The 16,666-nt window shown below is 25.7% G+C and carries 16 protein-coding genes; 3 read left to right on the top strand and 13 right to left on the bottom strand.

Annotated features, from left to right (window positions below; translation table 11 throughout):
• Positions 1 to 41: 41 nt before the first annotated feature.
• From yidC to rpmH, 4 genes are read right to left on the bottom strand one after another with little or no spacing between them, the layout of a single operon-like run.
• Positions 42 to 1,637: a membrane protein insertase YidC gene (gene yidC, locus D9V60_RS00080; protein WP_158360341.1), complete on the bottom strand. Its 1,596-nt coding sequence runs from the start codon at positions 1,635 to 1,637 to the stop codon at positions 42 to 44.
• A gap of 38 nt (positions 1,638 to 1,675) precedes the next feature.
• Complete coding sequence (gene yidD, locus D9V60_RS00075; protein ID WP_158360340.1) at positions 1,676 to 1,897, bottom strand: membrane protein insertion efficiency factor YidD; 222 nt, start codon at positions 1,895 to 1,897, stop codon at positions 1,676 to 1,678.
• The gene (gene rnpA, locus D9V60_RS00070) at positions 1,879 to 2,223 is read right to left on the bottom strand and encodes a ribonuclease P protein component (RefSeq protein WP_258013309.1); all 345 of its coding nucleotides are present in this window, start codon (positions 2,221 to 2,223) and stop codon (positions 1,879 to 1,881) included. Before rnpA ends, yidD begins: the two co-directional genes overlap by 19 nt.
• A gap of 12 nt (positions 2,224 to 2,235) precedes the next feature.
• Positions 2,236 to 2,379, bottom strand: coding sequence for a 50S ribosomal protein L34 (gene rpmH, locus D9V60_RS00065; RefSeq protein ID WP_158360339.1), 144 nt, complete (start codon positions 2,377 to 2,379; stop codon positions 2,236 to 2,238).
• A 365-nt stretch (positions 2,380 to 2,744) separates the two neighbouring features.
• On the opposite strand from rpmH, the gene dnaA reads away from it, so the two are divergent.
• The 3 genes from dnaA (at position 2,745) to gyrB (ending at position 7,701) form a co-directional block, all read left to right on the top strand.
• Positions 2,745 to 4,109, top strand: a complete 1,365-nt coding sequence (gene dnaA, locus D9V60_RS00060) for a chromosomal replication initiator protein DnaA (protein ID WP_158360338.1) — start codon at positions 2,745 to 2,747, stop codon at positions 4,107 to 4,109.
• A 4-nt stretch (positions 4,110 to 4,113) separates the two neighbouring features.
• The gene (gene dnaN / locus D9V60_RS00055; RefSeq protein WP_158360337.1) at positions 4,114 to 5,214 is read left to right on the top strand and encodes a DNA polymerase III subunit beta; all 1,101 of its coding nucleotides are present in this window, start codon (positions 4,114 to 4,116) and stop codon (positions 5,212 to 5,214) included.
• Between the two features lie 75 nt (positions 5,215 to 5,289).
• Positions 5,290 to 7,701 (top strand): DNA topoisomerase (ATP-hydrolyzing) subunit B, encoded by a 2,412-nt coding sequence (gyrB, locus tag D9V60_RS00050; RefSeq protein WP_158360336.1) that lies wholly within the window; start codon positions 5,290 to 5,292, stop codon positions 7,699 to 7,701.
• Between the two features lie 100 nt (positions 7,702 to 7,801).
• On the opposite strand, the gene D9V60_RS00045 is transcribed toward gyrB, so the two are convergent.
• From D9V60_RS00045 to mnmG, 9 genes are all read right to left on the bottom strand, one after another.
• The gene (locus D9V60_RS00045; protein ID WP_180818866.1) at positions 7,802 to 8,221 is read right to left on the bottom strand and encodes a F0F1 ATP synthase subunit epsilon; all 420 of its coding nucleotides are present in this window, start codon (positions 8,219 to 8,221) and stop codon (positions 7,802 to 7,804) included.
• A gap of 21 nt (positions 8,222 to 8,242) precedes the next feature.
• Positions 8,243 to 9,640, bottom strand: coding sequence for a F0F1 ATP synthase subunit beta (gene atpD, locus D9V60_RS00040; RefSeq protein ID WP_158360862.1), 1,398 nt, complete (start codon positions 9,638 to 9,640; stop codon positions 8,243 to 8,245).
• A 22-nt stretch (positions 9,641 to 9,662) separates the two neighbouring features.
• Positions 9,663 to 10,535: a F0F1 ATP synthase subunit gamma gene (gene atpG, locus D9V60_RS00035; RefSeq protein ID WP_158360334.1), complete on the bottom strand. Its 873-nt coding sequence runs from the start codon at positions 10,533 to 10,535 to the stop codon at positions 9,663 to 9,665.
• Between the two features lie 49 nt (positions 10,536 to 10,584).
• Positions 10,585 to 12,117, bottom strand: coding sequence for a F0F1 ATP synthase subunit alpha (gene atpA / locus D9V60_RS00030; RefSeq protein ID WP_158360333.1), 1,533 nt, complete (start codon positions 12,115 to 12,117; stop codon positions 10,585 to 10,587).
• A gap of 11 nt (positions 12,118 to 12,128) precedes the next feature.
• Positions 12,129 to 12,659: an ATP synthase F1 subunit delta gene (gene atpH / locus D9V60_RS00025; RefSeq protein ID WP_158360332.1), complete on the bottom strand. Its 531-nt coding sequence runs from the start codon at positions 12,657 to 12,659 to the stop codon at positions 12,129 to 12,131.
• Positions 12,660 to 12,665: 6 nt separating this feature from the next.
• Positions 12,666 to 13,160 carry a F0F1 ATP synthase subunit B gene (locus tag D9V60_RS00020; RefSeq protein WP_158360331.1) on the bottom strand — a complete coding sequence of 165 codons (495 nt, stop codon included), beginning with the start codon at positions 13,158 to 13,160 and terminating at the stop codon, positions 12,666 to 12,668.
• A gap of 110 nt (positions 13,161 to 13,270) precedes the next feature.
• Positions 13,271 to 13,510, bottom strand: coding sequence for a F0F1 ATP synthase subunit C (gene atpE, locus D9V60_RS00015; RefSeq protein WP_158360330.1), 240 nt, complete (start codon positions 13,508 to 13,510; stop codon positions 13,271 to 13,273).
• A gap of 42 nt (positions 13,511 to 13,552) precedes the next feature.
• The gene (gene atpB / locus D9V60_RS00010) at positions 13,553 to 14,374 is read right to left on the bottom strand and encodes a F0F1 ATP synthase subunit A (RefSeq protein WP_158360329.1); all 822 of its coding nucleotides are present in this window, start codon (positions 14,372 to 14,374) and stop codon (positions 13,553 to 13,555) included.
• A gap of 208 nt (positions 14,375 to 14,582) precedes the next feature.
• Entirely contained in the window at positions 14,583 to 16,478 is a 1,896-nt protein-coding gene (mnmG, locus tag D9V60_RS00005) for a tRNA uridine-5-carboxymethylaminomethyl(34) synthesis enzyme MnmG (RefSeq protein WP_158360328.1), read from the bottom strand.
• Between the last annotated feature and the right edge of the window lie 188 nt (positions 16,479 to 16,666).

Raw genomic sequence — 16,666 nt, 5'->3', positions numbered from 1 at the left:
TATCTAAAATTATTTTTAAATTAAAATAGAAATTTTTATTTTCATGTTTTCTTTTTAAAATTAAATAAAATAAATTTTTGTTGTATAATAGTAACTAAATTACTAACTATATAATATAAAACTAATCCTGAAGGAAACCATAAAAAAAACACTGTAAAAATAACAGGCATAAAATTCATGATTTTTTGTTGTAATGGATCAGAAATATTACTAGATGATGTTCTTTGAATAAAAAACATTGTAATACCCATAATAATAGGTAATACATAATAAGGATCTTGATCAGATAAATCTTTAATCCATAGTAAAAAAGGAGCATGGCGCAATTCAACAGATCCAATTAACATATAATAAAGTGCTAAAAAAATAGGCATTTGTATAAAAACAGGCAAACAACCGCCTAATGGATTTATCTTTTCTTTCTTATACAAATTCATCATTTCTTGACTCATGCGTTGTTTATTATGCCCAAAATTTTTCTTTATTTCATTAATTTTAGGTTGCAATTTTCGCATCTTAGCCATAGAAATATATTGTGCTTTTGTTAAAGGATAAGTTATAGCTTTCATAATAAATGTAATTAAAATAATAGAAAAACCCCAATTTCCTACAATATTATATAAAATACTTAATAATTTAAATAATGGTTGAGACAAAAACCAAAGCCATCCATAATCTACTGTTAAATCTAAATTTGGAGCAACTAATGCCATATCTTTTTGTATCGCTGGTCCTATCCATAATGTTGATTTTATAACATGCTGAGAATTTGCAGGAACATTAAAAAAAGAAGATTTATATCCAATAGTGGCAATATTATTATTTATATAAGATGTGTAAATAGTATTAAAATTTATATCTTTTTCAGGTATCCAAGCTACAGAAAAATATTGTTGTAACATTGCAACCCAACCACTTTCAGTAAAAATATGTAATTGTTGATTTTTAGAAATGTTGTCAAATTTATATTTTTCATATTTTGTATCAGTGCTTGAATATGCAGCTCCTCGGAATGTCTGTAAAGCAAAATTGCCGCTATAAACATCACGTTTTTTAGGAAGTTTAATAGTTTGTTTTAACTGACCAAACATACCAAGTTGTAAATTATTATTGCTAAGATTATTTATATTATATTCTATTTTTACATCATATTTACCTGGTTTAAGAATAAAAGTTTTAGTATAAATAATATTATTATTTTTAGTAAAACTTATTGGAACACGTAATTCTTTTTTATTATTTTCTAATTCAAAAAAATTATTCGGTGCATGATAAAGCGGTCTACTATAATTTTCTGAATTATCCGGACCATCTTTTCCAATTAACCCACTTTGTGCTTGATAAATAAAATCTGGCGCTGTTTCTAATAACTTTAGTGGCTTAGAAGAATTTAATTTATCTTTATAAGCTAATAAACTAGCTTCTTCTATATCCCCTCCATACATATTTACAACTAAACGAATTACATCATTTTTAATAACAATTTGATTTTGATAATTTTTCTTTTCGGATTCTGAACTAATACTACTTTTTTCATTTTTATAAACATTTGAAAATGATTGATTTTGCCATTCTTGCCAAAGTAAAAAAGAAATAAACAAAAAGGCAAAAATAAAAAAATTACGCTGTACTTCCATAATTAATATTCGCTTTTATCTTTTATATTTAAAGATATTCAATTACATTTGCCTGAATGTAATGGGTGACACTTGAATAAACGCAAAATTGTTAATAATATACCCTTAATGACACCAAATCTACGTAAGGATAATAGCATATATGTTGAACAGGTTGGGTAAAATCGACAATTTGATCGCATAAAAGGGCTAATGCAATATTGATAAATTAAAATTAAAGAACTGAAACACCATACAACTATTATTGATAATTTACCCATAAATTCTCCAATATATTAATTATATTTTTATTTTTTAAAAAAATAGTGTTTTTTTTAACAATTACTATAAAATCCATGGAAATTAATTTATGTTGTAACAAACGAAAAGTTTCACGAATTAATCTTTTAATTATATTACGCTTGTATGCATGTTTTATATTTTTTCTAGATATATTAATACCTAATCTAGGATATCCCAAAAAATTAGGACGTCCTAATATAATTAATTCACGTTTTTTTTGAATATCATATTTTTTAAAAACATGTTTAAAATTTATAGATTTTAATAATCTTGATTTTTTTTTAAAAAAATAGTTTAACACCATACTATAAACCTATTATTTACTAGAAATACTCAAACGTGATCTTAATTTAGCACGTCTTCGTGATAAAATATAACGACCATTTTTAGTTGCCATTCGAATTCTAAATCCATGTGAACGATTACGTTTTAATATTGATGGTTGAAAAGTTCGTTTCATTTTGATATGTACCTAAATAAAATTAGTAAGATTCTAAAATATAGTTAAATGTAAAATATAAGAAAAAATGTTTTTAAAAAATAAACTATTACATTGTTACTTTTAATAAAAATAAAAAATTTTTTATAAATTTTTTGATGTTTCATTTTGAATACATATGTAAATTATTATTTATAAAAATAAAACATATTTACAAGTATTTTTTAAAATAAAAATATTTAAAAAATAAATTAAGATCTTTTCGTTATACTTGCCTAATTCTAAATTTTATAATTTTTAATATAAAAATATAACTTGATATAGTTTTTTATATAAAAAAAATTTAAACTTCAATTGTATTCAATTTTGTTCGTTTGGAGTCTACCGTGTCACTTTGTCTTTGGAAACAATGTCTTAACCGATTACAAGATGAGCTTCCATCTACAGAATTTAGTATGTGGATACGCTCTCTGAAAGCCAAACTAAATAATAATATCTTAGAAATATATGCTCCAAATCAATTTATATTAGAGTGGGTAAAAGACAAATATTTAATTGCTTTTAAAAAAATACTAAAAGATTTCTGTGGTTTAAATGCGCCACTAGTAACATTTAAAGTATATCAAAATTCTAAAGAAAAAAAATTTAAAAAAAACATTTTAAGTAATTCAAAAAAAATAAATATAAAACAAAAATGGGATAAAATACCGATTTTAAATGAATTATATTATCGTTCTAATATTAATAAAAAAAATAAATTTGAAAACTTTATAGAAGGAAAATCTAACCAATTAGCACGAGCTGCAGCTTCTCAAGTTGCACATAATCCCGGAAATTCTTACAATCCATTGTTTTTATATGGAGGTACAGGATTAGGTAAAACACACTTGCTTCATGCAATTGGAAATGAAATATTAACATATAAATATAATATGAAAATAATTTATATGCATTCTGAACGTTTTGTTCAAGATATGGTAAAAGCTTTACAAAATAATGCAATTGAAAAATTCAAACTACATTATCGTTCAGTCGATGCTTTACTAATTGATGATATTCAGTTTTTCTCTAATAAAGAACGCTCTCAAGAAGAGTTTTTTCATACATTTAACTCTCTTCTAGAAGGAAATCAACAAATTATACTCACTTCAGATCGTTATCCTAAAGAAATAAATGGTGTTGAAGACCGATTAAAATCACGATTTGGATGGGGTTTAACTGTTGCTATAGAACCTCCAGAATTAGAAACAAGAGTAGCTATATTAATAAAAAAAGCTGATGAAAAAAACATTATATTACCTGATGAAGTAGCTTTTTTTATTGCTAAACGTCTATGTTCTAATGTTCGCGAATTAGAAGGTGCTTTAAACAGAATTATCGTTAATACTGATTTTACTCATAGAACTATTACGATTGAATTTGTACGAGAAGCACTTAGAGATATATTAGCTTTACAAGCAAAACTCGTTACAATTGAAAATATCCAAAAAACAGTGGCTGAATACTATAAAATTAAAGTATCGGATTTATTGTCTAGAAGACGTTCTCGATCAGTAGCTAGACCAAGGCAAATGGCTATGGCTATGGCAAAAGAACTTACTAATTATAGTTTACCGGAAATTGGAGATGCGTTTAGCGGAAGAGATCATACCACAGTATTACATGCTTGTCGTAAGATTGAACAGTTACGAGAAGAAAGTAATGACATTAAAAAAGATTTTTCCAACTTAATTAGAACTCTATCAGTGTAATTTTATGAAATTTATTATTCAAAACAACATTTTAGTTGAAAATTTAAAAAAAATTAGTCGATTATTAGTTAAAAATACTTCGTTTCCTATTTTAGAAAATGTTCTTATAGAAATTAAAAAAAATATATTATCTTTAACTACAACGAATTTAGAGATTGAAATAATTGCAAATATTCAAATATTAACAAAATATACACCAGGAAAAACAACTATTTCAGGTAAAAAAATATTAAATATTTGTCGAAATTTACCAGAAACATCAAATATTCAAATAGAACTAAAAAATAGTAAAATATATATTTCTTCTGAAAATAGTAGTTATATACTATCAACTTTACCAGCTGAAAATTTTCCTAATCATCAAAATTTTGATGATATTGCTAATTTTTATATATCATCAGATACTTTAAGAAATATGATAATAAAAACTGAATTTGCTATGGGTAAACAAGATATTCGTTATTACTTAAATGGTATGTTATTTGAAAACAAAGAAAACTATCTTCGTAATGTTGCTACAGATGGATATCGATTAGCAACATCATGTATTCTTTTAAAAGAAAAAATAAATTCTTTTTCTATTATTATTCCAAATAAAGGAATAATGGAAATTTTAAAATTACTAAATATAAAAAAAACATTATTACATATTTTAATTGGCACTAATAATTTAAGAATATATATAAATAATTTAATTTTTACCACTCAACTTATTGAAGGGAGGTATCCTGATTATAATAGCGTTTTATTAAAAAACTCAAACTCACCTATTATTATTAACCATGATTTGTTAAAAAAATCATTATTACGAACTTCTATTTTATCGCATGAAAAATTTTCAGGAATTGAAATCAATATTAAAAATGGAGAACTTAAAACAATATCTGATAATCAAGAAGAAGAAATAGCAGAAGATAAATTTAATATTGAATATTTTGGCAATACAATAGAAATATCAATTAACGTTTATTATATATTAGATGTTCTTAATACTATTAATACTAAAAATATTTTTTTATTTTTAAATAAATCGCAATCTTCGATACAAATTGAACCAGAAAATAATTCTTCAACTGTTTACGTTATAATGTTACTTAAACGTTAATGTAAAAAAATTCTATAATATAAAATAAAAAAGTAAATAATTTTAAAACATTAAAAAAATCAAATAGGAATACTTATGATAGATACCTATAATTCTTCAAATATTCAAATTCTAAGAGGATTGGATGCAGTTCGAAAAAGACCTGGAATGTATATTGGAGACACCGATGATGGAAGTGGATTGCATCATATGGTTTTTGAAATTGTAGACAATTCTATTGATGAAGCACTAGCAGGATTTTGTAAAGAAATTATAGTTATTATTCATAAAGATAACTCAGTATCAATACAAGATGATGGGAGAGGAATTCCAACAGATATACATCATGAAGAAAAAGTTTCAGCCGCAGAAGTTATCATGACTGTATTACATTCAGGGGGAAAATTTAATGATTCTTCATATAAAATATCTGGTGGATTACATGGTGTAGGAATTTCAGTTGTTAATGCTTTATCAGAAAAACTAGAATTAATAATACACAAAAACAATAAACAATATAAACAAATATATAAAAATGGAATTCCAGAATCACCTTTATTAAAAATTGGAGTAACGAACAAAACTGGAACATATATTAGATTTTGGCCTAGTTATAAAACTTTTACAAATAAAAGAAAATTTCAATATGAAATTTTATCTAAACGTTTACGTGAACTATCTTTTCTTAATTCTAATATTTCTATTTTCTTAAAAGACAATAGAAATAATATTGAAGATCATTATCATTATAAAGGCGGAATTAAAGCGTTTATTAAATTTTTAAACAACAATAAATTAATAATTAATTCAAATATATTTTATTTTAAATCAGTTAAAAATAATATTGAATTAGAAGTGGCTATACAGTGGAATGAATCGCATAAAGAAAACATATATTGTTTTACAAATAATATACCCCAAAAAGATGGTGGTACACATTTAGCTGGTTTTCGATCTGGTGTAACACGTACATTAAACTTACATATTGAACGTGAAGGATATAATAAAAAACATAAAACTATTATTACAGGAGAAGATACACGAGAAGGATTAACAGCGATTATATCAATTAAATTACCTGACCCCAAATTCTCTTCACAAACCAAAGACAAATTAGTTTCATCTGAAGCAAAATCAGTAATAGAGTCATTAATTAATGAATATCTTATTGAATATCTTTTAGAAAACCCTGTTGATTCAAAAGCTATAATTCAAAAAATTATAAATACAGCAAAAACAAGAGAAGCTGCAAGACGAGCTAGAGAAATAAACAAAAAAAAAGGAATACTAGATTTAGGAGGATTACCAGGAAAATTATCTGATTGTCAAGAGAATGATCCTACTATATCAGAAATTTATTTAGTAGAAGGAGATTCTGCAGGAGGCTCTGCAAAACAAGGCAGAAATAGAAAAAATCAAGCAATTTTACCACTTAAGGGAAAAATATTAAATGTACAAAAATCAAAATTTAATAAAATAATTTTATCTCAAGAATTATCAGCTCTCATTACAGCATTAGGATGTGGTATTGGAGAAAACGAGTATAATTTAGAAAAATTAAGATACAATCACATTATTATAATGACTGATGCAGACGTTGATGGAGCTCATATTAGAACATTACTACTAACTTTTTTTTATCGTCAATTACCTGAACTTATTGAAAAAGGATACATTTATATTGCTCAACCCCCTTTATATAAAGTTAAAATTGGAAAAAAAGAAAAGTACATTAAAAACGATGAAGAAATGAAAAAATATCAAGTAAAAATAGCCTTAAAAAATCTAATTATAAAAAATAAAAAAAATAATGATATTGAAAATAACACAAAAATATTTAAAAAAATTATCTCTGAATTTAATAAAATTCAAATTAACTTCAAAAAAAATAAAAATAATTTCCCTGAAATAATATTAAATGAACTAATATACCAACCATATTTAAATAATTTAGAAGATGAAAAAAAAGTAATCAAATGGATAAAAAAATTAGCAGAAACATTAAATCAAAAAGATCAAAATAACACATTTTATCAAGCACAAATTAATAAAAAAGAAAATGAAAATATATTTGAACCAAGTATAATTTCATCTAGATATGAACATTATAATCAATATGAATTTACAACTCAGTTTCTTAAAAGCAAAGAATATAATTCTATTGTTAGCTTAGGAGAAAAATTTAAAAATTTTAAAGAAAACAATAACTTTATAGAAAAAGGAGATAAAAAATATAAAATAAGTGATATTAAAAATACTATGGAATGGTTGACTAATGAAACTAAAAATAATTTGTTTATACAACGCTATAAAGGACTTGGAGAAATGAATCCAGATCAATTGTGGAAAACAACAATGAATCCTGAAACAAGAAATATGTTACAAGTTACAGTTCATGATGCAATTTCAGCAAATAATTTATTTAATATTCTTATGGGGGATTCAGTCGAGCCTAGAAGAAAATTTATTGAAAATAATGCTTTAAAAGCTGAAAATATAGATATTTAAAAAATTTAAATATATTTTTTATATTACTATAATAAGTATAGATGATAAAACATGTTTTTAAAAAATTGCGGCAGGAAAAACCAGCCGCGAACACATTATATTATTTAAATTTATCCATAATTTCAAGTACACGAAGTTTTGCAATTTCTTTAGATATTTGAAGTAAAAGATCATCTTTTTTAATTTTTTTATCTTGATTTTTAAAATATTCTTCAGCTTGTTTTTTTGTTTCTAAAATACGTGCTCGATCTAAATCTACACCACGAATAGCAATGTCTGCTAAAATAGAAATAACAGAAGGTTGAATTTCTAAAATTCCTCCTGATATATAAAGACACTCTTCCGTATTATTTTTATGAAATATATATACTATTCCTGGCTTAATTATGCTTAATAATTGAGTGTGACCTGGATAAATACCCATTTCTCCTTCACTACCGGAAACTTGTATTTTTTTAACAAATCCAGAAAATATACGTTTTTCAACGCTAACAATATCTAAATAAAAATCCATAGATATATCCAAAATATTTATTGTAATTTATAATGTTTTTGATTTTTCTCGAACTTCTTCAATTGAGCCGACCATGTAAAAAGCCTGCTCCGGTAAATCATCAAATTCACCTTCTATTATTCCTTTAAATGCACGAATATTATCTTTTAAAGATACATATTTACCTGGAAATCCAGTAAAAACTTCCGCTACAAAAAATGGTTGCGATAAAAATCGCTGTACTTTACGTGCTCTTGAAACTAATTTTTTATCCTCTTCTGAAAGTTCATCCATTCCCAATATTGCAATAATATCTTTTAGCTCTTGATATCTTTGTAATATTGATTGAACTCCACGTGCTGTGTTATAATGTTCATCTCCAATAATATTAGGATCTAATTGACGACTTGTAGAATTTAAAGGATCAATAGCTGGATAAATACCTAAAGATGCAATTTGACGACTTAGTGTTACTGTAGAATCTAAATGCGCAAATGTCGTAGCAGGTGATGGGTCTGTTAAATCATCTGCAGGTACATAAACTGCTTGAACAGAGGTTATAGAACCTTTTTTAGTCGAAGTAATTCTTTCTTGTAATACACCCATTTCTTCAGATAAAGTAGGTTGATATCCTACAGCTGATGGCATTCGTCCAAGTAATGCTGATACTTCTGTGCCTGCTAAAGTATAACGATATATATTATCAATAAACAACAAAACATTCTTACCTTCATCGCGAAATTTTTCTGCAATAGTTAGTCCTGTAAAAGCAACACGTAAGCGATTTCCTGGTGGTTCATTCATTTGACCATATACTAAAGAAACTTTATCCAACACCTTAGAATCTTTCATTTCATAATAAAAATCGTTTCCTTCTCTTGTTCTTTCACCTACTCCAGTAAATACTGAATAACCAGAATGTTCTATCGCGATATTTCTAATTAATTCCATCATATTTACTGTTTTTCCTACACCAGCTCCACCAAACAAACCTACTTTTCCACCTTTTGCAAAAGGACAAATTAAATCAATAACTTTTATACCTGTTTCTAAAATTTCTTGAGAAGTAGCTTGTTCTTGATAGCTAGGAGGAGATCTATGGATTTCCCAATGTTCTATTTCAGAAGAATCTGTAGTTTTTAATGGTCCTTTATTGTCTATAGTATCTCCTAACACATTTATTATACGACCTAATGTAGCTTGTCCTACTGGTATTTTAATATAATGCCCAAGATCAATAACAATTAAACCTCTTTTTAAACCGTTTGTAGATCCCATAGCAATTGTTCTAACAATACCAGATCCTAATTGTTGTTGTACTTCTAAAATAAGTTTTACTTTTTGATTTTGCACTTCTAAAGCATTGTATATTTTTGGTACTGCACTCTGATCAAATTCTACATCTACTACAGCGCCAATAATTTGAACAATTTTCCCAGTAGCTATCATTGAATACCTCTAACTAATTTTAATCTACTGATACTGCCGATGCTCCAGCAATAATCTCATTTAACTCTTGAGTAATATTAGCTTGACGAACTTTATTATAAACAAGTCGTAATTCTTTAATGCGATTAGAACTATTATCTGTTGCAGTTTTCATAGCTACCATACGAGCTGCTTGTTCACTTGCAATATTTTCTAGAATACTTTGATAAATTTGAGATTCAATATATCGATCAAATAATGTATCTAAAATTAATTTAGATTCTGGCTCATATAAATAATCCCATTTTTCTTTATTTAATACATTTTTTTCAGGAGATAAAGGAAGAAGTTGAGTAATTATTGGGTATTGAGATAATTTATTGTGAAATTTATTATATGCAATAAATATTTTATCAATTTCATTGTTTTGATATTTTTCTAAAATAATTTGTATAGATCCAATTAATTTTGATAACTCTGGATTTTCTCCTATATTAGTTACTTGAGCAAGAATAGAGCTTCCATATAACTTAAATACAGACAAACTTTTTAAACCAAATAATATTAAATCACAAGGAATATTTTTATACGTAAATTCTTTTATTTTTAATAGTACTTGTTTAAAAAGATTAGTATTTAAACTTCCACATAAACCACGATCAGTTGAAACAATAATCATACCGATTCTTTTATTATCTCGATTTTCTAAATAACTATGTTTATATTCCAAACTTCCTTTTATAACATGAAAAATTACTTTTGTAATAATCTCGCAATAAGGTCTTCCTAATCGCATACGTTCTTCAGTTTTTCGCATTTTAGAAATAGCTACCATTTCCATTGCTTTAGTAATTTTTTTTGTATTTATAACACTAGTTATTTGATTTTGTATTTCTTTTATACTCACTAGTATTTTCTCTTTATTATAGTGATATTTTTATTTAAAATAAATTATTATAAAATCAAGAGTTTTTAAATTTTTTTATTAATTTAATAAATTTTTCTTTTATTTCGCTATTAAAATCTCCATCTTGATTTATTTTTACCATTAAATTTAAATCATAATTATATGCATATATTAAAATGTCTCGTTCAAATTCAGCTATTTTTTCAACAGAAATATCATCAAGAAAATGATTTTCTGAAATAAAAAATATTAATGCTTGCTCAGCTATACTCAATGGATTGTATTGTTTTTGTTTAAGCAATTCTGTGATTTTTTGACCATGATTTAATTGTTTTTGTGTTGCTGGATCTAAATCTGATGCAAATTGTGAAAATGCTGCAAGTTCATGATATTGAGCTAATGCTGTTCGTATCCCTGAAGATAATTGTTTAATAATTTTAGTTTGAGCTGAACTACCAACGCGAGAAACAGAAATACCAGCGTTTACAGCAGGTCGAATACCTGAATTAAATAAATTAGATTCTAAAAATATTTGACCATCAGTAATAGAAATAACATTAGTTGGAACAAATGCAGAAACATCACCAGACTGTGTTTCAATAATTGGTAACGCTGTAAGTGATCCTGTTTTTTCGATAACTTTTCCATTAGTAACATTTTTGATATATTCTTTAGAAACGCGAGCTGATCTTTCTAATAAACGAGAATGTAGGTAAAATATATCTCCAGGAAAAGCCTCTCTTCCAGGAGGACGACGTAATAACAAGGAAATTTGACGATAAGCAACTGCATGTTTAGAAAGATCGTCATAAACAATTAAAGCATCTTTTCCTTGGTCGCGAAAAAATTCTCCCATAGCACAACCTGAATATGGGGACAAATATTGTAAAGAAGCAGCTTCAGAAGCCGAAGCAACAACAACGATAGTATTTGATAAAGCATCATGTTCTTCTAATTTTTTTACAACATTAATAACCGTAGAAAGTTTTTGTCCTATAGCAACATAAATACATGGAATATCAAATTTTTTTTGATTTATAATAGTATCTATTGCAAGAGCAGTTTTTCCCGTCTGACGATCTCCAATAATTAACTCACGTTGTCCTCGACCAATAGGGATCATGGAATCAATAGCTTTATAACCAGTTTGTATAGGTTGGTTAATTGATTGTCGATCGATAACTCCTGGAGCATTTGCTTCTACTGGTAGAAAAGTATCATATTTTACAGCTCCTTTTCCATCAATAGGAGAACCTAATGCATTAATAATTCGTCCTAGAAAATTTACACCAACAGGAACTTCTAAAATTTTCCCTGTACATCTTACTTTCATTCCTTCCATGATATGAATATAAGGTCCCATAACTACAGCTGCAACTGTATCTCTTTCTATATTGAGTGCAATAGCATATTCGTTATTAGGTAATGAAATCATTTCTCCTAACATAACTTCAGAAAGACCATAAATTTTTATAATACCATCGTTCACAGAAATAATAGTACCTTCATTATAAGATTGATTAAATACCTCAAACTGATTAATTCTTTCTTTAATTAATTGACTAATTTCTGTTGAATTTAATTGCATATATTATTCTCTTAAAAATTTAATGCTAAAGATAATTGTTTTAAATAATTTTGCATAGAAAAATCAAAAATATGATCATTTATCCCTATAATTATACCATCAAGTATATAATGATTAATTTTATATATAAATTTAATTTTAGAAGATAATATTTCTTCCAAAAGAAGACGTATTTTAACAACTTGATCTTTTTTCAAAACAAATGCAGATCTCAATTCAACAATAATAATTTTTTGATAAGAAGCTTCTAGCTTAATAAATTGTTGTAATATGTTATTAAATATTTTAAAACGCTGATTATGCGCTAATAATTTTATTAAATTTTTTGAATATTCGTCAAGATATTCACCAATAACAAATATAAAAAATGATGATAAACAATTAGGAGATAAAGATCCAGATAAAAACTTTTGAATTTTTTTAAACGAAATAATTTGATCAATTAAAATTAATGTTTGTTTCCATTTTTTTATTGAATTATTTTTTATTGCTATTTCAAAAATAGCTTTAGCATAAGGTCTAGCAATAGTATCAAATGACATTAAATGTTACCTACATTGATTTTTTATCTCTGATAACGAATGTATTATATTATTTAGAAAAAATTTATTTTTGTTTTCTTGAGTATTTTTTTGAATCATTTTTTCAGTCATTAAAATAGATAGATCTATAATTTCTTTTTGTAATTTTTGACGTGCATTTATGAATTGCATATCAATTTCTGCTTGTCTTTTTAGAAGAATTTTTTTACTTTCTTCAATTGCTTTATTTCTTGCTTCTTCTAAAATTAACAATCGTTTTTGATTTGCTTCATTTAAGATACAAGAAGCTTTTTCTTTTGTATCTTTAATCATTTTATGCATTTTTTTTTGCATAATAAGATATTCTTGCTCCATTTTTTTTGAAGAAATTAAAGTATCTTCAATTTTTTTTTGCCTTGTTTCTATGGCTAAAATAATAGGAGGCCATATATATTTCATACAAAACCAGACAAATAAAAAAAATGAAATTGCTTGTCCAATAATTGTTGCATTAAGATTCACAATTATACGCCTTATATTAAAAATTAAAAATTAATCTTTACGCCATTCGAAAACGTAAAGATTTTACTAATGATTTAAAATAAAAACTATTCGTTTGAAAAAATAAAAAATTAAGAAATAGCAAAAAGCATATATAAACCTAAACCTACAGCGATCATAGGAATTGCATCGACTAACCCCATTACAACAAAAAATTGTGTTCTTAATAAAGGAATTAAATCAGGCTGTCTTGCTGCTCCTTCTAAAAATTTTCCACCTAAAATACCAATACCAATTGCGGCGCCAATTGCGGCTAATCCAATCATAATAGCTACTGCTATATACAACATATCAATATTTACATTATCCATTATAAACCTCGGTTTTTAATAGGATTATAGTCAAATTTTATCTTAATGAGATTGCGAAGAAGCTATTGATAAATAAACAATTGTCAACACCATAAAAATAAAAGCTTGTAAAAAAATTATTAAAATATGAAAAATAGCCCATGGAACATTTAAAAAACACTGAGACCACCATGGAAGTAAACCTGCAATTAAAATAAAAATCATTTCACCAGAATACATGTTACCAAAAAGTCTTAATCCCAAAGAAATAGGCTTAGATAATAAAGAAACAAATTCTAATAAAAAATTAAAAATAAAAAATACAGGATGATTAAAAGGTTGTAAAGTTAGTTCTTTAAAAAAACCAGCATATCCTTTAATCTTTATACTATAAAATAAAATTAAAATAAAAACTGATAATGACATTGATAAAGTAATATTTACATCTGCAGATGGAACAATACGAATAGCTGGAATTTGAAATAAATTTTCAAAAAATAAAGGCATAAAATCAATTGGAATTAAATCCATAAGATTCATTAAAAAAACCCACGCAAAAACTGTTAATGATAATGGTGCTATAAGCGGATTATCACCTTGAAACATATTTTTTACATTAGATAATATAAATTCAAAAATTATTTCAACACATGCTTGTAATTTATTTGGCACACCTGTCGTAATTTTTTTTGCTACTGTATAAAAGATAGTTAAAAAAATACATCCCAATACAAAAGAGAATATTATTGAATCTAGATTTATAATCCAGAAATGAGAAGAAATACTTCCAGTTTTAACAATCTTGAAATTAAATAAATCTATTTGTAAATGATGTAAATGATGACTGATATATTTTTGAGGATTGGATATTTGCTCTAAAAACATAATTTTTTCTCATTTATTTTATATTAAATTTAATATAAAAACATAAAATTTTAAAAAATTTTACTAAAAATACTATTAAAAAATATATTTTTTTAAATAATCATAAAAAATAATTAAATAATTTAAACAGTACTTATTAAATAATATCTCTTATTAAATAATATCTCTTAAAATAATTATATTATATTTTAAATTTGATAGTAAATCTTTATAAAATAAGTTTTTTATAAGCTTCTTTTTTTAAATGCATCAATAAAACAGATATAGATGCCGGTGTAATTCCAGAAATACGAGATGCTTGACCAATAGAAACCGGTTTATAATCATTTAACTTAGAAATTGCTTCGTGTGATAAACCTATTACTTTTTTATAATCATATTGAGATGGTAAGAAGGTGTTTTCATTTTTTAAATGTTTATTAATCTCTTCTAATTGTCGTTTAATATAACCTTCATATTTTATTTCATTTTCTACATGATGAATAGCTTCTAAATCAGATGTTTTAGCATGAAAAATATTTAGATGAGATAAATTTTTATATGTTATTTCTGGTCGTTTTAATAAATTGAAGACATTTATTTCTTTAGCTAATAAAATATTAAAAAAACTTTTTAACAGTTTAGAATTAGAAGATTCAGGGTGTATTTTTATTTTTTTTAAATGTTTTATTTCAGAATTAATATTTAATAATTTTTTAGTATAACGAGACCATCTAAAATCATCTATCAGCCCAAATTTATATCCAATTTCAGTAAGACGCAAATCAGCGTTGTCTTCTCTTAAAACTAATCGATATTCAGCACGCGAAGTAAACATACGATATGGTTCACTAGCCCCTTGTGTAGTAAGATCATCAATAAGAACCCCTAAATAAGCTTGATCACGTCTAGGGAACCATTGTTGTTGACCTAATGCATGTAATCCAGCATTTAAACCCGCTAAAAGACCTTGTGAAGCAGCCTCTTCATATCCAGTAGTACCATTAATTTGACCTGCTAAAAAAAGTCCTTTAATCCACTTGCTTTCTAAAGTTAAATTTAAATCTTTAGGATCAAAAAAATCATATTCTATTGCATACCCTGGATTAACAATCTTAGCTTTTTCTAAACCCTTTATAGATGTAATTATTTTTTCTTGAATTCTTAATGGTAAACTAGTTGAAATACCATTAGGGTATATTTTAGCACTAGATAAACCTTCTGGCTCTAAAAAAATCTGATGGGACATCTTATTAGGAAAACGTATTATTTTATCTTCAATAGACGGACAATATCGAGGTCCTAAACCTGTTATTAAACCTTGGTGTATTGGACTTTTATCTAAATTATCGCGTATTATTTGATGTGTTTTTTCATTAGTATGTGTAAGATAACATGGTTTTTGAAGAGGATGATTGGAAGCATTTCCTATAAAAGAAAAAACTGGAATAGGAATATCCCCATGTTGCACAGATAAATTTTTGAAATCAATAGTATTTAAATCAATTCTAGGTGGAGTGCCTGTTTTTAATCGATTAACTCGCAAAGGCAAATCCCTTAAACGACAAGCTAAATCTAAAGAAGCTTTTTCACCCATTCTTCCTGCATAATAACTATCTGATCCTATATGTATTTTCCCTCCTAAAAAAGTACCTGTAGATAAAACAACTGATTTAGCATAAAAACTTATCTGACTTTGTGTTGAAACACCAATAACTTTATAATTCTTTACAATTAAATCTTTTATTTCTTCTGATAAAATTAATAAATTTTTTTCTTTCCGTAATAATTTTTTTACATTTTTAGCATAAAGCACTCTATCTGCCTGTGCTCGAGTAGACCGTACAGCAGGGCCTTTTTTACTATTTAAAATTCTAAACTGAATACCTGAATAATCAATTGCTCGAGCCATTATACCACCTAAAGCATCTATTTCTTTTACTAAATGACCTTTTCCAATTCCACCAATCGCTGGGTTACATGACAAAACACCAATATCGCTTATATTTTTAGTTAATAATAATGTTTTGCACCCTAATCTTGCAGAAGCTGATGCAGCTTCAGTACCAGCATGTCCCCCACCAATGATAATTACATCAAAAATTTTCAAATTTGATTGCAACATATAAAAACCCTTTAAATTTAAAATTATTTTATACAGTATTAATATTTTAATCAAGATAACACATGTAAATATCAAAAATAAGACTTTAATACTAAAGATTAGTTTTTAATATTAGTTAACTCTTTAATTATTTAAAAAAAAAAAAACAAATGATAATAATATTATTATTATTATTAACAAATACAAAA

Source organism: Buchnera aphidicola (Aphis craccivora), assembly GCF_005082145.1.
GTDB lineage: Bacteria > Pseudomonadota > Gammaproteobacteria > Enterobacterales > Enterobacteriaceae > Buchnera > Buchnera aphidicola_U.
Note: the sequence above shows the minus strand (reverse complement) of the source record. Positions and strands in the feature narration are given on the sequence as shown.